Annotated in this window: 11 protein-coding genes and 1 pseudogene; 3 read left to right on the forward strand and 9 right to left on the reverse strand. The window is 64.3% G+C overall.

The window, feature by feature from the left end; genetic code table 11:
• Window positions 1–3 precede the first annotated feature (3 nt).
• The 5 genes from E3O11_RS03795 to E3O11_RS03815 all read right to left on the reverse strand — a co-directional run bounded on the left by E3O11_RS03795 (window position 4) and on the right by E3O11_RS03815 (window position 10,715).
• A complete protein-coding gene (locus tag E3O11_RS03795; RefSeq protein WP_092451748.1) occupies window positions 4–1,080 on the reverse strand; it encodes a glycosyltransferase in 1,077 nt (358 codons plus the stop codon).
• A 60-nt stretch (window positions 1,081–1,140) separates the two neighbouring features.
• Complete coding sequence (locus E3O11_RS03800) at window positions 1,141–5,421, reverse strand: LamG-like jellyroll fold domain-containing protein (protein ID WP_241994631.1); 4,281 nt, start codon at window positions 5,419–5,421, stop codon at window positions 1,141–1,143.
• A gap of 115 nt (window positions 5,422–5,536) precedes the next feature.
• Window positions 5,537–6,484, reverse strand: a complete 948-nt coding sequence (locus E3O11_RS03805) for a glycosyltransferase family 2 protein (protein ID WP_241991086.1) — start codon at window positions 6,482–6,484, stop codon at window positions 5,537–5,539.
• A 99-nt stretch (window positions 6,485–6,583) separates the two neighbouring features.
• Window positions 6,584–9,880 carry a LamG-like jellyroll fold domain-containing protein gene (locus tag E3O11_RS03810; RefSeq protein ID WP_241994632.1) on the reverse strand — a complete coding sequence of 1,099 codons (3,297 nt, stop codon included), beginning with the start codon at window positions 9,878–9,880 and terminating at the stop codon, window positions 6,584–6,586.
• Between the two features lie 121 nt (window positions 9,881–10,001).
• Window positions 10,002–10,715, reverse strand: a complete 714-nt coding sequence (locus tag E3O11_RS03815) for a hypothetical protein (protein WP_092451744.1) — start codon at window positions 10,713–10,715, stop codon at window positions 10,002–10,004.
• 173 nt (window positions 10,716–10,888) lie between these two features.
• On the opposite strand from E3O11_RS03815, the gene E3O11_RS03820 reads away from it, so the two are divergent.
• Window positions 10,889–12,028: a glycosyltransferase family 4 protein gene (locus E3O11_RS03820; protein ID WP_092451742.1), complete on the forward strand. Its 1,140-nt coding sequence runs from the start codon at window positions 10,889–10,891 to the stop codon at window positions 12,026–12,028.
• Window positions 12,029–12,032: 4 nt separating this feature from the next.
• Here E3O11_RS03820 and E3O11_RS03825 read toward each other — a convergent pair whose 3' ends face one another.
• Window positions 12,033–13,862 carry a hypothetical protein gene (locus E3O11_RS03825; protein WP_092451740.1) on the reverse strand — a complete coding sequence of 610 codons (1,830 nt, stop codon included), beginning with the start codon at window positions 13,860–13,862 and terminating at the stop codon, window positions 12,033–12,035.
• A gap of 435 nt (window positions 13,863–14,297) precedes the next feature.
• Here E3O11_RS03825 and E3O11_RS03830 point away from each other — a divergent pair, with 435 nt between their 5' ends.
• Window positions 14,298–14,756, forward strand: coding sequence for an FAD synthase family protein (locus tag E3O11_RS03830; RefSeq protein ID WP_092451823.1), 459 nt, complete (start codon window positions 14,298–14,300; stop codon window positions 14,754–14,756).
• Between the two features lie 99 nt (window positions 14,757–14,855).
• Here E3O11_RS03830 and E3O11_RS18020 read toward each other — a convergent pair whose 3' ends face one another.
• The 3 genes and pseudogenes from E3O11_RS18020 to E3O11_RS03845 all read right to left on the reverse strand — a co-directional run bounded on the left by E3O11_RS18020 (window position 14,856) and on the right by E3O11_RS03845 (window position 17,275).
• The gene (locus E3O11_RS18020; protein ID WP_338419208.1) at window positions 14,856–15,647 is read right to left on the reverse strand and encodes an acyltransferase family protein; all 792 of its coding nucleotides are present in this window, start codon (window positions 15,645–15,647) and stop codon (window positions 14,856–14,858) included.
• Window positions 15,613–15,918: pseudogene (locus E3O11_RS18665) on the reverse strand (acyltransferase family protein); the annotation flags it as partial. The gene E3O11_RS18020 and the pseudogene E3O11_RS18665, both read right to left, overlap by 35 nt.
• Window positions 15,911–17,275, reverse strand: coding sequence for a hypothetical protein (locus E3O11_RS03845; RefSeq protein ID WP_134495412.1), 1,365 nt, complete (start codon window positions 17,273–17,275; stop codon window positions 15,911–15,913). The gene E3O11_RS03845 and the pseudogene E3O11_RS18665, both read right to left, overlap by 8 nt.
• 337 nt (window positions 17,276–17,612) lie before the next feature.
• Between E3O11_RS03845 and E3O11_RS03850 the strand changes: the two genes are divergently transcribed.
• The gene (locus tag E3O11_RS03850; protein ID WP_166787481.1) at window positions 17,613–18,890 is read left to right on the forward strand and encodes an oligosaccharide flippase family protein; all 1,278 of its coding nucleotides are present in this window, start codon (window positions 17,613–17,615) and stop codon (window positions 18,888–18,890) included.
• Window positions 18,891–18,892 lie beyond the last annotated feature (2 nt).

The following is an 18,892-nucleotide window of genomic DNA, read 5'->3' on the forward strand; positions in this document are numbered from 1 at the left end:
TTTCTAGCGCGTCCCGACGAACATCCAGGCGTCGGCGGCCAGGCGCCCGTCGACCGCCGGCAGGTCGGCCACGCCAGTTCCTACCCGCTTCTGCAGGGCGTGCATGACCGCGTTCGCCAGGGCCGGAACCCCGGCCCCGGGGGCGACGACGTCGTGGCCGTGCTCGGTGAGCCAGTCCGCGAGGCCGGTCTCCGACGTGGTGACGATATTGCACCCGTGGGCCAGACCCTCAACTATGGGCAGGCCAATTTGCTCGCGCCACGTTGCCGTTGGCTGAGATGGCAGGGCGAGCACTCTCGCGCGCCGCAGGTGAGCATGAATTTCACTGCGCGGCGGGTCGATAATGACCTCGATCGTCGGGTCCTGCTCGGCCGTTTGACGGGCCCGGTCTTCGAGGGCCCCCTTGCCGATGATGGTCAGCCGCGCTGCGGGGATGAGAGCGGTGACGCTCGGCCAGGCCGCAAGCAGTTCAGGAAAGCCCTTTCGTGCCACGAGGGCTCCGAGAAAAACAACGCGCGGCTCGCCAGGGCCGGAATCGACCGGGCAGGCACACGGGGCGGGCAAAGCCGGGATGACGGTGCTCGTGGTTCCGGCCGACGGCCGACGCAGGGCGCTGCCGTAGGTAATTCTCGCGGCATCCGTGCCGAAGGCGATGCGATCGGTGTGCCGCCAGACAAACCGCGACAGGCGGCTGTTGGCGAAGCGCCGCAGTCGACCCTCCTCGCCGACCGGGCGGACCAGAGGATTTGAGTTTTCCATGGCGTAGCTGACGATCGTCGCGCGCGGGCCACCGAGCAGCGACCGCGCTCGCAGGCCACTGATGGCCAGCGCACTGCCCCACACGCTTGAGAGCATAAGCGGTTCGTTGATTTCGAGGGTGGTCACCTTCGACCGAGCCAGCAGCCAGGCGGCGCGCACCGGACCGGCCTGCACGACGGTGAGCCCCTCCACCAGGGATTCGTGAAAGTCGTATCGTTTCGCCCGATAGAGAATGGTCGCCTCCGGCAACACATGGGCACGCTCAAGATAAGCGCTGCGCAGGGTTCGGTACAACCTCGCCCGTGTGGTTACGATCCGCATCCGGCGCGATCCCTTTCCTGCTCAGTGCCTGTCATCGAAATAGCGCCTTGCCTGGACAAATTACTGGGGCATCACAGCGATCAGGTCATCGAAGGTCGCCGTCATCGGGCTCACGGTGGCCGAGCCACTGACGTAGAACGCCACCCCGATCGAACCGGCCTGCTGCAGGGCGGCCGTTGAATCCGTCGCACTGACCTGCCAGGTATCAGGGGCAGGCTCACCGAGCTTCCACGCCATCGCCTTGAGCGTGGTCGGTACGGTGCCGGTGACTTGCACCCGCAGCTGCAACTGATCGCCCGCCACGTAGCTGAGGCCGGGGATGGTCAAGGACTTGAGACTCGTCGCATAATGCAGGATCTGCACCTGCACCGCCCCGGAGGCCAACAGCTTAACGCGGGCCCGATAGTCGTCCGTACCAACCCGACGCCCGATCGCCGTGAGGTAGACGCCGCCGCCGGTCACTGCCTGCTGCACGCCCGTTGTCACGGTCAGATCGGTTTCAGTGGTTGACACCGTGCTCAAATAGCCGTTGAGCATCCTGCCTGGCACGGCACGGAGTTTGGCCACGCCGTCACCGACCGCGTAGTTTGCTGCTGATCCGGTCGTGGTCCATGACCCGCCGAGGTCCGCTGCGCCGAAGCCGGTGCTCATGGCTCGGCTGAAGGCATCCGCTGCGAACGCCGTCGCCGGCGCTGGCGCCGGGTCGGTGACCACAACGCTGCGGGAAGCGCTCGCCGTTGCACCGGCATCGTCGGTGACCGTGAGCACGATTTCATAGGTGCCGGCTCCCGCGTAGCCGTGGGTTGCCGTTGCCACGGCGGCAGATTCGGTCGCGCCGTCTCCCCAGGCCCAGGTGTAGCCCGCGATCGTGCCGTCCGCGTCAGTCGAACCGACGCCGTCGACAGCGACCGCAAGATCGGTGGCCGTCGACGTGAAGGCCGCAACCGGAGGCGCATTCTCCGGGGCTGGCGGCGGGGCGGCGGTGACCGTGACCGACTCGGTGACGGCCGAGGTGGCCCCGGCATCGTCGGTCACGGTCAAGGTGACCTCGTATATTCCCGACTCGGCATACGTGTGGCTCGCCTGGACGGCGGTGCCGGTGGCGCCATCGCCGAACGTCCACGCATAGCTCGCAATCTGTCCGTCGGAATCCGACGACGACGCCGCGTCAACCTGCAGGGCCAGGTCGTCGACCGAGGAGACGAAGGCTGCTGTCGGTGGCAGGTTGGCCGTGCTTCCTCCCGATCCGAGCGTGAAGTGCTGGCCGATGACCCTTGGCACCAGGGCGGTGGAATAAACCGCAACCTCGTCGAGGGTACCGGCGAGCGCCGGGCTGCTCGAGCCCCAGGTAGGGTCGCTGCCAATGCGCCAGTATCCCGAGTAGGCCTGCGCCGCCGGTTGCGGATTCGTGCCCACCAGTGCGCCGTCGACGTAGAGCTGCATGCCGGCGGGAGACTGCACGGCGACTACGTGGTGACTCACGCCATCGTTGTAGGACGCGGCTGAGGTGACCGTGTTTGCTTTGCCAGTCCAGGTGCCGAAGACGAGACGCCCATCATCCTGCAGGTAGACGTGACGGTCATAGTTGGTCGACAGCCCGGTCTGGCGGTTGCCGAAGCCGATGATTTTTCCGCCCTGCGTCGTGGTCGTGTTGAACCAGGCCTCGAGCGAGTACGTCGTCGGATTCACGAATTGCGTGTCGCTGCTGACCGTTCCGCCGTTGAAGGTGGCGGCGGTATTGCTCGCCCCGGCGATCAGTGCGTCCGTACCCTTCGTGACGGCTCCGGAATACGTTCCGGAATTGCCCAACAGGCCAGCATCGAGGGCGCTCGTTCCGGCAGCTTCGCCGAGCCGCCAGTACAGGTCGGGTTCAGCACCGTACACGGCGGCACCGTAGGCATCGGCGGGGGCGGCCGGCACCGGTGAGGTGCGGCCGGATGCGACGTAGTGGTCGAGCACCTGCTGACGGCTCAGCGGGCCGTTGTACAGCGCGACCTCGTCGATATCGGCTGCAATGTACCCGCTCGTCGGCTGGCTGGTCCAGCTGCTGAGGGTATCTCCGCCGATTCGCCAGAATCCCTGGTAGACCTGCCCGGTCGTCACGTCGGAGCGATGGGCCGCGCGCGTGCCATCGATGTACAGCGTCATGCCCGCCGGGCTGAGGCTGGCCACAATGTGATGCCATTGCCCATCGTTATAGCTGTCACTCGTATTAATGGTGCGAAGCGCGCTGGGGTAGGCGCCGAACCAGATCTTGCCGCCGTTGTCCATATAGACGTGGCGGTCGTACCCGGCCGAGCTGCCGGTGGCCTTGTCACCAAATCCAACGATTTTACCGCCTCGGGTGGTTGTGGTTTTCACCCACACCTCGACACTGAAGTTGTTCGACGATTCTTCCGCCGTTGCGGTCGAGGCCAGCCCGTTTGCCGTTCCGTCGAAGCGAGAGGCGGCCTGCTCAGCAATGGCGCCTGAGATATCTCTGGTCACGCCCGACCGCACTGCCAGGTCGGCTCCGCCGGTCCAGTCGAAGGCCGTTGTGCCCTCCGGCTCACCCAGTGGCCAATAAGACCGCGGCGAGTCACCCAAAACGGATGCCGCGTAGTCACTCAGCCCCGCTCCCTCGGCAACCGTGACCGAGGCCACGGCACCGATGCGGCTGTTGCCGAATGGGTCGGTCACGCGGATGCGATAGTCGTAGCTTTGTCCCGGTGTCAGCCCGGTGTCGCTCCAACTGAGCATCGGCCGGTCCCAATCGGTGGAGTCGGCCAGGATGGTCGCGACGCTCACACCGTCCCTGAGCACTTCGTAGCTGAGGTTTTCGTTGTCACGGTCGTAGGCGCTCATCCAGCTCAGCCGGGTGCCTCCCGGCACGAAGGACGCGACGGACGGCACGAAGTCTGCGGCCACGAAGGAGGTATTTGTGACCCGCGGGCCTTCTTTATTCGGGGCGATGGTCCGAGCCGCGAACCGCGCGAGCCCCTGCTGCCCTTTATTGTTTACGATCGTGAACTCGCCGCCATAGAGCAGGTAGTCCTCATTCGCGGTGATGTTCCATGGTCCCTGCCCTTGACCGGTGTACGTGCCCGAATTGATATCCGGGTAGAAGGTCAGCAGGTCGGGCCGGGGCGTTCCCTCAAAGTTGTAATACGAGCCGCCTGTCCGGTTTCTGGTGATGATTCCCTTCGCCTCCGATGTGAACGTCAGGGTGCGGTGGAAGGTCCACGGGTCGGTCTGCGGCGGGCCAGCGATGTTGCCACAAAAGTGAGCGTGCGAGGTGGTGTAGACGACGTCGCCCACTGGCACGGCAGAGTAGGTATCGCCGTGGCAGTCCTCGACCCAGATCAGCGCGCCCTCGTCCCAGCTGGCGCGAAACGCACCCTCGAGAGTTCCGCCGGTTCCGAAGACATAACCGGTTCCGATCACGCCCTGATCCGACGAGGTCAGGCTCAAGATGGCGGCGTCCTTGCCGCCGTTACGAATGATCGAGTTGATCTTCCACGGAAGGGACGCGCCGGTGGCGGCATCCGTTGCGGCCATGCCATAGCCGGGGTTGGAGCTGCCGTTGTACGAGGTGAACGCGCCGCCGATGACGACTCGGCCCCCGTCAGGCGAGATGGTCAGTGCGTTGACCCCGCCGCCGGCCGGCGTACCGGTCCAGGTGCCGAGTGCACCGTTGGACGCAGCGAATGAGGCCGTCATGGTGCGAGCCTGTCCCCCGGCGGTGGAAAAGGTTCCTCCGGCATAGACCGTGTCGCCGAAGAATCCCAGCGCCTTCACAGAGGCGTTCACGACCGGCTTCCAGGTGGAGACCAGGGCGCCCGTACCGGTGTCAAAGGCCGCCAGGCGGTACCGAGTGTCCGAACCGACCCTGGTGAAGGACCCGCCGGCGTAGACCCGGGTACCGTCGGCCGAGGCGACCAGAGCACGGACGGCTCCGTTGACGTTGGGGTTGAACGAGGAAAGGAGTTGTCCGGTGGTGAGGTTGTAGGCGAGCAGGTTGTTGCGCACCACCTCGTTGGCACCTCGGGCCGAGCCGGCCGGGCGAGCCCTGGTGAATTCCCCTCCCACGTACACCGTGTTCCCCACGATCAGCTGAGTCCAAACGACACCGTTGATCTGTGTCGTCGGCAGCGAATCCGCGGCGACCGTGGCCGGAGTGCCGACATCGACCGGTGCGGAATCCGCCAGCGCCACCGCTGGGACGCTCAGAACTCCGGCGATTACGGCGACCGCCGTCGCCAGAGCGAGCCAGCCTGCCCGTGCCAGGTGGGCCAGACGCGGGGTTCCACTGGGCGCTGGATCGACAAGACGGCGCGAAGGAATGAGCAGAGGAGCAGCCACCAGAAGGCCTCACTTAGGGTTTGGACCGTAGCCGTCGAATAGCCACCGCACTAGTTCGCAGTATATTGAGTTTTTGTCAGTTACCAATGCCCCCATACAGGGGATTGGTGCTGGGCTAGCGCTTGTACTCGTGATAAATCGACCCCACGGAGCCGCTCAGCATGCCGGCACCGCGGGCAGCGGTGCGCAGCCCCCGGGCCCGATGGGGCAATTGTCCGATGATCAATCCGGTCAGGTAGCGGGCAAGGCCGCCCAGTACCCGCGCGGTGCCGCGGGCGACCATGGTGGCTCGCACGAGCATCCGCTCGCCGTGCGCGGTGTCGTCGAGATTGATTCGACTCCAGGTATTGCCCATGCGGAAAGCGCGCTGCAGCACCCATTCTCGGGTGAGCCGGCTGGCTGGGACCACGTCGATGACAATGGCCTCATCGCACCAGATCATTTGCCCGCCGAGGCGATGCAGCTGCCGGGTGAACAACGAATCCGAACCGCCGGAAATGCCGAACCGTTCGTCGAACTGCAGGCCGAGGCGGCGCACCTGAACGAGGTCAAGGAGCAGATTGTTGGTGGCGGCGAGCGAAACCGGCGTCCCCGTGGCGAATCGGCGGCGCTCAAAGAAGCCGCCGGCCCGAATCCACGGTTCAGGCTCCGTGTCGTATCGCGAGAGCACCGGACCGACCACGGCGGCCGGGCGAAAAGTAGCGTAGGTGTCGAGAAGCTGCATGAGCCACTGGGCAGTGGGCCGCTCATCATCATCGATGAAGATCAGCACTTGGGCATGATCTGCTTCCGTCAAGGCCCGATTGCGACCGGCCGCGATCCCAGGAATCGGTTCATGCACGTACCGCACCGGCACGGAGCCACTCGAAGCGGCGACCGCAGCCACCTGGTCACGTGCACCGCCGTGCGGATCGTTGTCCACGACGAGAATCTCGATCGACCGAGAAACCGTGGCGGCCTGGTCAAGGAGCTCTGGCAGCAACTCCACCAGGTCATGGGCTCGACAATAGGTGAGGACCGCGATCACGACGCTGACCTTACCACCCGGATATTCTTTGGTCACGATTCCCCCTCTTTGGCATTTCGCCATCACAAATCCTGCACAAGCAGCGGTGCCGCTCACCTCCGATCAGTCACGCTGATCGGCCTCTACCGGCATCGGTCAATTGACGCGCAGGGCGACGAAATCGTCGAAGGCCGTGGTGACCGGAGTCACGGTAGCCGTTGACCCGAGGTAGAGGGCCAGTCCGACCGAGCCCGACGCCTGCATGGCGGGCGTGGCATCCGTCGTACTGAGCTGCCAGGCCGACGGCTCGGTGCCGCCGACGCTCCAGACTTTAGCCCGAATGGTCGTCGGCCCGGTGCCGAAAACCTGCAGCCGGACCCGAAGCTGGGTTCCTGTCGTGTAGGTCAGCCCGGCGATGTTTTGCACTGTTAAGGTCGTCGCACCGTGCATGAGCTGCAGCTGCACAACACCCGTTGGCAGGAACTTGACCCTGGCCCGGTAATCATCGGTGCCAACTCGTCGGCCGATAACCGACGAGTACGCTCCCGAGCCGGTGGCCGCCTGCTGAAGTGCAATCGTCACACTCACGTCACTGTCAGCCACGGACACACCCGACAGATATCCGTTGACCGTGGTTCCGGCCGCGGCTTTAAACCGCCCGACACCTTCACTGACCGAGGAGTTCCCCGACGATCCGGTCGTGGTCCACGCGCCTCCGCTATCGGCTGTGCCGAGCCCGCTGCTCAAGACGCGGGAAAACGCGTCGATTGCCACGGGAAGTTTGGGATCAACAGCCGGCACGAGCACGTTCTGCGTCGTCACGGCCGTTGCGCCAGAGTCATCGGCAACCGTGAGGGAGACCGGATAACTGCCGTCGACGGTGTAGCTGTGCGTGGCTGTTTTGCCAGTCGAATTCGTCCCGTCGCCCCACGACCAGGCGTATCCTGCAACGGTGCCATCAGCATCCGTCGAAGCGGATGCGTCCACCGAAACGGCAAGCGGCGACGTCTGGTAGCTAAAGGCCGCGGTCGGCTGCACGTTGGCCTGAGGGCCGGAGCTGCCCACGGCGTAGTGGTTCGCGATGGATGCCGCCCCGAGTGCGGCCGGATACACGGCGACTTCATCAATGTCAGCGGCGATGTAGTCGCTCAGGGGCCGACTGGTCCAGCCGCTCAGATTGTCGCCGCCAATGCGCCAGTAGCCTTGAATCGGGGCGGCGGACGTCGTGTCGGTGCGTTGGGCGGCGAGTGCTCCGTCGATGTACAGCGACATACCGTTTGCGCCGACAGTGGCGACGATGTGGTGCCACTGTCCGTCATTGTAGGACCCCGTCGTATTGACCGTGCGCAGAGCACCCGGCTTGACTCCGAACCAGATTCGGCCGGTATTGTCCATATAAACGTGGCGGTCGTAGGCGGCGGAGTTGGCGGTGGCGCTATTGCCGAGGCCGATTATTTTACCGCCACGCTTGGTCGTTGTCTTGACCCAGGACTCAACGCTGAAGTCGCCGCGCGGCGTTTCAAACGCGCTGGACGCGGCGAACCCAGCAGTAGTGCCGCTGAACCGCGAAGCAGAGCCATCGCCACCGCTGAGGGCGCCCGCGACGCCTCTGGTCACGCCAGAGTTGGTTTGCGCATTGGCGGCGGCGGCCCAGTCGAAGGCCGTCGTTCCGCCGGCTTCGCCGAGCGGCCAGTAGGACGTCGGCGAGTCCGCACGAACCGCGGATGCATACGCGCTGTAGATCCCGGCACTTGCGACGTTAACGGATGCCGGACTTCCGGTCTTCACGTTGCCAAACGGGTCGCTCACCCTAATCTGATAGGAATATGCCTGCCCGGGGGACAGCCCACTGTCCGTCCAGCCCATGCTGGGTCGGGACCAGTCGACGGATAGGCCCAATACGGTGCCGACCGATACTCCATCACGCAGAACTTCGTACTTGAGTCGCTCATTGTCACGGTCGTAGGCCGACTTCCACCCAATGCGCACCGTGCCGGTCGAGAGCGATTGCAGGTCTGGAACGAAAGCCGACGCGACGAAGGCCGCGTTGGCCAAGCGGGGCCCTTCTTTATTGGTCGCGGTCGTGGAGCTGGCGAATCGCGCCAGACCCTGCTGCCCCTTGTTGTTGACATTAGTGAACTCGCCGGCGTACAAGAGGTATTGACCATTGGTCACGACGTTCCAGGGACCCTGCCCTTGCCCGGTGTAGACGCCGGTGTTGATGTCCGGGTAAAAGCTCAACAGGCTCGGTCGAGGTTTGCCGACGAAGTTGTCGTAGCTGCCCACGGCGTTTGGCGTAATGAGTCCGGTGGTGGCCATCGTGAACGACAGGGTGCGGTGGTAGGAGCGCGGCGCCGTCTCGACCGGTCCGCCAATATTGCCGCAGTAGTGCGCGTGGCCGGTGGTGTAGACGACATTCTGCGTCGGGGCCGCGGAGTAGGTGTCACCGTGGCAGTCTTCCATCCAGATGATCGAACCGTCCGACCAGCTGGCGCGGAAAGTGCCCTCGAAGTTGGCGCCAGCGCCATAGTCGTATCCAGTGCCGAAGACACCATCGGACGAGGAGGTCAGGCTCGTGATCCCGCCGTTGATCCCTCCGTTACGGAGTAGCGAGTTGACCGCCCAGGGCAGGGAGGCGCCGGTGACGGCGTCGAGGGCCGCCATCCCGTAGCCGGGGGTGCTGGCGCCGTTGTACGAGGTGAAGGCGCCGCCGATAATGACCTTGGCACCATCGGGCGAGACGGTGAGGGCGTTGACGGCGCCGCCGCTCGGGGTTCCTGACCAGGCCTTCAACGCACCGTTGGAGGCGTCAAAGGACGCAATCTGAGGGCGCGGCTGACCACCGGCAGTGCTGAAGACCCCGCCAGCGAACAACGTGCCACCCGAAAATCCGAGCGCTTTGACCTGAGCGTTCAGGACTGGGGCAAACGAGGCGACGAGCGCGCCCGTGCCGGTGTCAAAGGCCGCCAGACGGTACCGATTGGCTCCGCTCACGGAGGTGAACGAGCCGCCGGCATAGATTCTGCTGCCGTCTGCGGAGGCGACGAGTGCTCGAACTGCACCGTTGGGGTTTGGGCTGAACGTCGGGATCAGCACACCGGTCGTCAGGTTGTAGGCGAGCAGATTGGTGCGCACCACCTCATTCACCCCAACGCCGGAGCCGGCCGGGCGGGCTCTGGTGAATTCACCCCCCACATAGACTGTGGTGCCAACGATCAGCTGGGTCCACACCACACCGTTGATCTGCGCGGTGGGCAGGGAATCCGCGGCCATCGTCACCGGCGTCGCCGGATCGGTAGGAGCGGTGTCGGCTACGGCCTGAAGTGGAACCGTGAGAACGGCGGCGACAACCGCGACAGCGGTCAGCAATCCGAAAACACCGGCGCGTGCTGGCCGCTTACGAACCGAAATCAGACCTGCGAGGTTCAGTCGAGACGCGTAGAGAGATCCCACGATATTTCCTTACTCGGATGAAGAGCGGGGCCGTCGGGTGGCCGTCGCATTCAATGGAGTCTAGTGAGATTTTCTCAGTACGGAATACCCTCTATAGGGGGCAGCCATTTGCACGGCCTGGTCAGTGCGGTGCCGCGCCCTCAAAGAGCACGATCGGCACGCCAGCCGAGTAGTCGACAGCGATCTGCACTTCGTCTCGCGCATCAGCGGGGACAGTGAAAACGAACACGCCCTGCGCGGCCTGGCCCGCGGCGACCGCGTCAGGAAATGGGACTCCGCCTGGCTCGGCAAGTTCGGTGGCCGGCGACTGGGCAGCCCCAAAGAAGAAGTTGACGACGGTTGACGTCAACGACACGGTCGCAGCCGTGTCGTTGCGAACAGAGACGGCGAACCGGAGCGACGGCCCGGCAATCTCGCCCGGTCCCCGCGCCACACCCTCGACCGCCTCGAGCTCGCTGATACTGAACACGACCCCGGGCACGGCCACGGCGGGGTCCGTCAGTGGGACCGGTTCCTGAACCTGTGGCGGAGCGACCTCGCTCGATGGAACGCCGACTCCGGCGTTCGGGTCGGGGACGCTCGGGGCGGGCGGCGTCGTTTCGGCCGGCACGGGGCTGGGCGAAGGGCCGGGCGACCGAGAGGGAGCGGGGGATGGGGTCGTCACGGACCGCGTCGCGGTGACATCGGCCGAATCGGCACGTTGGGATGCCCAACCGTTAGCCACCAGCATGATGACCACGAGCAGGGCCAGCAGTCCGGCCCCGGCGATCCACCACAGCCGACGCCGCGAGCCCGCGGTTTCGGGACCGGTATCGGAGGGGTGGTGCACGACCATGGTAGAACTCCAAGCTGAGGACCCGCTCAAAAAATGAATAGGGTGAAGACGTCGTTGAGCCATTAATACACGCGTGGGGTTTCTTTCCAAGGGGGCACCTGAGCCCACTTTTGGGGGTCCCCGCCCACCCTGTACAGTGTGTGAAAGCTGCCGACCACTGATGAGGCCCACACATGCGCATCGCAATCCTGCACGGGAACAATGACGCCTACGGGGCCTCTCGCGTGCTCATTCAGGAAATCTCCTGCCTCCTCAGCCTCGGCCACACGGTGGCCGTCATCGTGCCAAATGGTGGACCACTGGCAGAAGATCTGGCTCAGTCCGGACTCTCTGCGACCGTCATCGTTGACCCGGGGCTGTCGGTCCTGAGGCTCAGCAAGATCTCAGACCTCCTGCATCCGATTCGTCTTCGACCAGAAATTACCCACGCCGACGTCGTGGTCTTGTGGACGCTCGCCCTCGCCGCGTACATTCCACTCCTGCGCCTGAAACGCAAGAGCTTTTACCTGTCGGTGCACGAGCTGCTCCCCAGCCGCTTGGGAAATCTCCTGGTTCGGGTACTCCTGGCCCCCGGCCGCTTTCCGATCTGCGCCTGCAGCGAAGCCACGGCAGCGTGGCTGGAGCAAAACGGGGTCGCCCGCACGCGACTGACCGTGACGTCGCCCGTGTTCGACCCGGTCACGCTCGTCAGAGCACCGACGCTCCACGACCCGTTCACCCTCGCCGTCGTCGGCCGCGTCAATGGCCGCCGGGGACACCTCGAGGTGGCTCAGGCGCTCCAATCCCTGTGGCCGGCGGTAAGCCCCGACCCTCCGACAACCGGTTCGTCCTGGCGACTGCTTCTGTTCGGTGCGCCATTTTCCGGTCAGGAGTCCGCTCTCGACGCGGTGTTGCACCTGATCGAGGGCGACCCCCGGATCGAGTACCGCGGCGAGGCAAAATCCTTGGAATCCATCGCGAGCCAGATCGATGCTGTTGCCTGTTTTCCGTCCATGCCCGAGTCGTTTGGCCTCGTTCCCGTTGAAGCATGGCGGGCGGGGGTTCGGGCTGCGGGATTCGCCGACGGTGGGCCCGGCGAGGTGTTGCCCATTGTCGGCGGCATCGGCGTGGCACGCACCGGTGCACCCCTGGCTGACATTTCGTCGGCGCTCCTCACTCTGGAGCGGTCCGTCCGAGCACGAAAAGCTTTGCCCGAACCGTCGACGGTCAACCCGCTCTTCACGAAGGAACGCCGTCTGATATCGCTGACCCAGGTTCTCAACCAGGCCGTTGCCCGGCCAGCCCGCCGCACGGTCCGAAAACGCTCATCCTGACCGGCTACTCCTGCCCCTTCGGCGCAGGCAACACGTTGAGGTCGGGAACCACCGCGGGCTCAGGCACCACGTTCAGGTCGGGAACCGCTTCAGGCTCAGGCACCACCTGTGGCTCCGGCACGAGCTGTGCGTCGGGAGCGACCTCGGGTGCCGGCAACAGATTCACGTCGTGAGCGACTTTCGGTTCAGTGGACGCAGTCGGGTCCGGTGTCTGCGTGAGGGTAGCGGCGCTGGCAGCTCTGACACTGACGGCATCACCTGTGACGGTATTTCCGAACGGGTCACTCACCCGAATTTGGTACGAGTACGTCGTTCCGGGCGTGCGACCGGTGTCGGTCCAGCTAATCGTGGGGCGGCTCCAGTCGACGGATAGCCCCGTTTGTGTGCGCACGACAGCGCCGTTTCGCAAGACACGATAGGTAAGCAATTCGTTGTCGCGGTCGTAGTTCGACGTCCAGGTGACCTTGACCGTTCCGGCGGTTGGTGTGGTGAGCGTTGGCGTGAAACTGGCACCGGTCACGCGCGGCCCTTCTTTGTCTGGCGCGATGGACGACACCGCGAAGCGCACAAGTCCCTGCTGCCTCTTGTTGTTGACGAGGGTGAATTCGCCGCCGTAGAGCACATATTGGGAGTTGGCGGCTACGTTCCACGGCCCCTGATTTTGACCGGTAAAGTTGCCGGCATTGATGTCGGGGTAGAAGGTCAGCAGTGACGGGCGGGGGCGCCCCTCAAAGTTGAAGTAGCTCCCACCCGTGCTGTTTCGGGTGATAATGCCCGTTGCATTTTTCGTAAAGGCCAGAGTCCGATGAAAGGTTCGCGGACTGGTTTCCGAGAACCCACCGATGTTTCCACAAAAATGGGCGTGCGCGGTCGTATACACGACGTCGCCGACCGGAACGGCCGAGTAGGTGTCACCATGGCAGTCCTCGATCCAGACGGTGTTGCCGCTGCTCCAGCTGGCCCGGAACGTTCCCTCGAACATGGCGCCGGGGCCATAGTCGTAGCCAGTGCCGTAGACGCCGCCGGAATCCGAGGTGAGCGACAGAATAGAACCGTTCGGGCCAGCATTCTTGATGAGCTTGCCGATGTTCCAGGTCATTCCGGCGCCCGAGCTGGAATTCGTCGCCGCCATTCCATAGCCGGGAGTCGTCGCGCCGTTGTACGAAGTGAACGAACCGCCGATGACGACCCGGTCGCCGTTCGGCGAAACTGTAAGGGCGTTCACGGCCCCGTCGGGCACCGTGCCCTTCCAGGTACCGAGCGACCCGGTGGAACCGGTGAACGACGCGATCCGCTGTCGTCCCTGAGAGTTGGCCGAGGTGAAGCTCCCCCCCGCGAAGACGGTGCTCCCAAACGCGCCAAGCGCTCTGACGGTGTTGTTCGCCGTGGGTTTCCAGCTGGAATCGAGCCCCCCGGTGGCCGTACTGAAGGACGCCAACCGAGTTCGCGTCACGGACCCGACGGTCGTGAAGGCTCCACCCACGTAGATGCGAGATCCGTCTGGCGAGGCGGTAATCGCCCGCACCGCGCCATTGAGGTTGGGGTTGAATGACGTCATGACACCAGTCGACAGGTTGTACGCCATGAGATTGTTGCGCGTCACCTCGCTCGTTCCGGCCGAAGCTCCAGCGGGGCGTGCGCGAGTGAACTGGCCACCGACGTAAACGGTGTTTCCGACGATCGTCTGGGTCCACACCACCCCGTTGATTTGGGCGGTCGGCAACGCATCGGCCGCGACAGTATTGGGGGTGGAAGAATTTGGCGGTGCCGTGTCCGCTTGCGCGCTGCCGGTACCAAAAAAAATCGTCACCGCCAAAGCTGCTGTCGCGATCATTGCCACTATCGGAGACCGAACGCTCCGCGCCATAAGAAAACCTCAATTTCAACTCGGACGGCGGCCTTCGGGCGGCCCCGTGGTGCCGGAATTATACTTGACTTCACGAATTTCGGGCTTCTGCCGCGAAAAACTGCAGGCCCGACCGTCGTTGGTCCGTCGGGGCGTGCGCCGGCGGACCGGCATCCGTTCATTTCTCACCCCTAGTCAGGCTGAAGGATAAAGGTTAGGATTCCTCACTGCCTCTCTTGTCCGAATCCTGTTGAAGCTCGCGCTGCAGCCTGAGAGAAATCTGAGCCTTCTGTGACCCCCAAGCACCCGACCACCCCGCACCCGAACACAGCGATTCCTCCAGAAACGAAACCTCACCGCGCGAACCCGCTGAAGCCCGCCGGCGACGGGTCCCCCGGGCTCCTTGCTGCCCGGCAGAACGGGCTGCACATCGGCTACGCGGCTGGCGGGTTTGACCTTTTCCACGTTGGACATCTCAATATTCTCAAGCACGCCAAGAGCCAGTGTGACTTTCTGATCGCCGGCGTTGTGTCCGACGAGATGCTCCAACTCACCAAGGGCATCACCCCCGTCGTGCCGCTAGTGGAACGTCTGGAGATTGTTCGACACATCTCCTTCGTGGACGAGGCCGTCGCCGAAGTCGTCGAGGACAAGCTCGACACGTGGCGCGACCTCCGCTTTGACGTGTTCTTCAAGGGCGACGACTGGCGAGGCACCCCCCGCGGGGTACACCTCGAGAACGAGTTCGCTGCTGTCGGCGTTGAGGTCGTGTACTTCCCCTACACGGTCAATACCTCCAGCACGATCTTGCGTCGGGCGCTCGACGCTCTCACGCGCCCCGATGCGGCCGGTCTTCGGCAACCACGCACGAGCACCCCCTAACCGTAGGCGAGCAGCCAACGCACCAAAGAACGGGTTTCTCGGCCGAGAAACCCGTTCTTTTCGCGCTGTTGCCGTAACTGCCGCAAACATCGGGCACAATCAAGCGGATGCTTCGGTTTGTTCCCGCACGGCCTTGCGCGGCTGCGCTGCCCAAGAGTCAATGGGCACGGTAAACACTCCCAGCACGGCCGCAAATCGGCGGTAGACGGCCAGAGCCAGCACGATTGCCGCGCCGCACAGCAGCAGCGGAACCGCCGTTGCGGCATCCGTCGGTAATATCACGCCGCCGGCCATGACGATCGCCGCGAGCGCCGCCATGGGAAAGGTTTGCACCAGATAGATGGGCAACGTGCGACTACCCAGCACCCGCATGAAATCAAACATCGGTGCGCGCGACAGAACGACGGCCACGCTGATGCCCACCAGCACTGCCAGCACGCTCACGGCGAGGAGCACGAACGGTACCCGCGTCAATGACAGTTTCACCATGAGGAGCACAACGCCGGCATACAAGCCACTGAGCACGGCCATGTGCCACCACCGCACCCGCGGAATCAGGCGTCGCACGCGCGGGCCCAGCCAGATCGCCGCCAGGAAGAAGACGAGGTAACAGCCCATCTTTTCCCACGGCGTACCCGTGTGCAGAACCTGCGAGCCGAACAGCACGGCGAGCGCTCCCGTTACGGACACGGAAATGAGCGGATGCCAGCGCCGAGTCAGCCAAGCCACGGTGAGACAGATGGGCAGGGCGTAGATGAACCAGAGATTTATATTCGGCCGGATGAAGAGGGTAACCAGGTCGGACCACCTGGCAAAGGGCCCGTCGGGGCCGATCGGCGGCAGGGCCAGCAGGAAAAAGGGTCTGGGCGGCGACCCAGGCCGTGTAGAGATACAGCAGCAGGGACATCCGCTTACGAAACAGCTGCCAGAAGGGCAACCGAATGGCCTGGGCCGCGAGGAGTCCGGACATGAAGAAGAACAGGGGCATACGGAAGGTGTCGAGCAGTGGGTTGAGCGGCGCCAGGTCGCCGGCCAGACCTACCCGATCGAGGTACATGACCGAGTGATAGAGCACAACGAGGGTGATCGCGATGCCCTTTGCCACGTCGATCCAGGCTTCGCGTAGCGTGCCGCGAATGACGAACGAGGCGGCGTCAGTCACGGGCCCCGGTCTTGAGAGACTTGCCAAAGGGGAACAGTGCTCCCACCCGGCGACGGACGGGGTTCGGCAGATCGGGACCCTTGGGAATCAAAGTCAGCGCGAGCACCAAGATGAGCAGTCGCGTCGCGGTGTACAGCGGGCCGAAGAAGAAGACCCACACGGTGTTCACGACCAGAAACAGCAGAATTCCACTGGCCCGGTTCGCAGCAACCGCGGCTCCGACCCCGCGCAAAACCAGAAAAAGAATGACGACGGCCAGCAGGACACCGGGAATGCCGAACCGTGCCCAGAGGTCGCCGAGCACCGAGTGCAGTTCGATATTGCCACCGAACATGTAGTTTTCGACGTACCCATTATCGGGGTCGTAGCTGATCGATGCCATTCCCGTCTTCGCCGCGAGCAGATCGGTCGGATTCAGCAGCGTGCCGGCCCCGAACCCGTATGGCTGGTGTGCCATCAGGGACGCCGTCGCGGCCAGTTCCGGTCGCCCGCCCAGAATGAGCGACCCGGCAGTGTTGAGCTGGTCGATGGTGCGGGCCCGCGTCGCCTCGCCGAACAGCCCCGCGACGATGGCCGCCTGCCCCAGGTTGTACACGACGACGGCGAGCACACCGAGGGCGACGACAACCCCGGCGCCCGATCTGATGCGCAGGTAACGAAACCGGCTGGTCGGGCGCATCTGCCAAGCCAGGAGAATGAGGGTCAGTAGCAGGATCGCGAAGGACGAGCGCGCATCGGTGAGCATTGACAAGGCTGTCAGCCCGAGCACGGCGAGCAGGTCGAACCAGCGACGATCAAGAATGTGCGCGATGGCGAGGATCACCACTGTCAGGGCAAAGGAGAATCCGAAGCGCCAGGGATTGTCGAAGAACCGGGCGTTGTCGGTGGTTACGCTCCCGAGCAGGCCGAGCCCAAACCACAGGGCCACCCACGAGTCGGGCAGTACGCTGCGAGTCCAAAGCACAAAGCCGAAGGAGCACAACAGGCCAACCAGCCCGATGGAGTTGCCGGCCAGTTCGCTCATCGCGATGACGTGGGTGGGTTTGGCGAGTACGGACAGCCAGATGCCGGAGCCGACGGCGACGAAGCCGATCAGCACGAGGGTGAGCGCGCCCCGATAGCGGCCCAGCGTAGGCAGCCAGAGCGGAATCAGCGCTGCGGCCGCCAGGTAGCCGACGGTGATGCCGAGCGGAAGGTCGAGTCGCAGACCGATCAGGACGAGCACGATGACAGCAAGGATTTTGGTCGAACGCGGCACCACCGCCTCGGTCGAGGGCACCCGATCACGGCCGGAATTCACGGCTATCGGCTCGGGCTGCTCGCGCGTCTGGCGTGCGCTCGCGCGCTGTTTTGTCACGGTCTGTTGTGTCGACTTGCGCATGTAGGTCGTTCGGCCCCGCACCGGGCCGCGCCCGAAACAATTCGGGTATTGTTCCTGCCGCGCGACCGCATCGGCATAACAGTAGGACCCTGAGGGCACGGGATCAAGGCCGAGTCGGGTGGATATCCATTGCGATTCCCCCCGATCGGGGGCGCACCCTGCTGACAGGCTGCGTGTACAGTGGCGTTTTCAGCTTGATCCACGCCCTGAGCCAATGGGAGCTACCGCCTTGCCCGAGGACGCCTCACCCGCAGCTCCAACGAAACGCAAGCCCGATCTACTGTCCAATCGGACCGGCACAGTTTCGCGTAATATGACGGTCGCATTGCTGGGCAACGCGTTTCCCCCGCTCGTCGCACTGTTCTCCGGCCCCATCCTGGCGCAGGCCCTCGGGGTTGACGGGCGTGGTGCGGTGGCAGCGGCGACGGCACCATTGGCACTGGTCGTCACCATAGCCACGTTTGGCATTCCCGAAGCCGTCACGTGGATTATCGCGAAAAAGCCAGCGTTGGCGCGAAACGCAGCGGGTCGGGGCATGCTTATTCTGGGCATCGCCGGACTATTCGCGACCGCCGCCATCGTCTTTTCACCACCTTTGTTGAGTGGTGGCGACCCGAGCGTTCAGCTACTGATCGTGTTCGCCAGTCTGGCCATTGTGCCGAACCTTCTCGTGGGGATACTCCGCGGCGTTGCCTCGGCCACGAGCAGCTGGCGGCTCGTATCCACGGAACGCATTATCTCGTCGGTTCTGCGCCTCGCGGTCCTCATCCCGTTCTGGCTGACAGGAACGCTCACCCCGCTCGTAGCCACCATCACGGTCGCTGCCATGCCCGTGGTCGGCGCCTTTGTCTACATCGGGCGCATGCGCAGCCTCGACCCGCGCGCGCACGAGGTTCCGCCCGAAGCACGCATGCGCGGGCTCCTCAGCTACGGCAGCCGAATGTGGGTCGGTTCGCTGTCGGGCGTGCTCCTGACGCGTCTCGATCAGGTACTGCTGACGCCGCTCGCCGGTACCTACCAGCTCGGACTCTACGTCGTGGCGGTGAGCATCAGCGAGTTGCCGTTGATCATTCACCACGCGGTGCGTGATGTCTCGTTCGTCAACGAAGCGGCCAAGTCTGAGGATGAACGTCTCAGTTCGTCTGCCCGCATCTCGACGGCGCTCTCGGCACTGGCAGCGCTGGTGCTCGGCGTGTCCATGCTGTGGTGGCTGCCGTTTCTGTTCGGGGAAGGCTTTCGTGAATCGATTCCGATTGCCGCAGTACTCCTCGTAGCCGTTGTGCTGCTCACGCCGGGTTCCATTGCTGGCGCCGGGCTTAGCGCGCGCGGCCGCCCCGGGCTGCGCAGCATCGCACTGACCATTTCGTGCGTCATTAACATTGTGATGCTAATCATCCTCGCGCCGCTGCTGGGGGCGATGGGAGCGGCGCTCACGACGCTCGCGGGCAACATCATCACGAGCAACCTCAACCTGCTGTTCCTGTCGCGGGTGTTTGGAATCGGAATGCTGCAGTTCTACGGTCTGCGTCGTTCAGACATCGCCACCATCGGCCGCTACGGTAAGCGGATACTGCGGCGCAAGACGCGCTGACC

The sequence above is a fragment of the Cryobacterium levicorallinum genome (assembly GCF_004402405.1).
GTDB lineage: Bacteria > Actinomycetota > Actinomycetes > Actinomycetales > Microbacteriaceae > Cryobacterium > Cryobacterium levicorallinum.

What these genes read in the sequence shown, in the direction of transcription:
- E3O11_RS03795 (WP_092451748.1), bottom strand. Translation starts at nt 1,080, where the DNA reads ATGCGGATCGTAACCACACGGGCGAGGTTGTACCGAACCCTGCGCAGC.
- E3O11_RS03815 (WP_092451744.1), bottom strand. Translation starts at nt 10,715, where the DNA reads ATGGTCGTGCACCACCCCTCCGATACCGGTCCCGAAACCGCGGGCTCG.
- E3O11_RS03820 (WP_092451742.1), top strand. Translation starts at nt 10,889, where the DNA reads ATGCGCATCGCAATCCTGCACGGGAACAATGACGCCTACGGGGCCTCT.
- E3O11_RS03825 (WP_092451740.1), bottom strand. Translation starts at nt 13,862, where the DNA reads ATGATCGCGACAGCAGCTTTGGCGGTGACGATTTTTTTTGGTACCGGC.
- E3O11_RS03850 (WP_166787481.1), top strand. Translation starts at nt 17,613, where the DNA reads ATGACGGTCGCATTGCTGGGCAACGCGTTTCCCCCGCTCGTCGCACTG.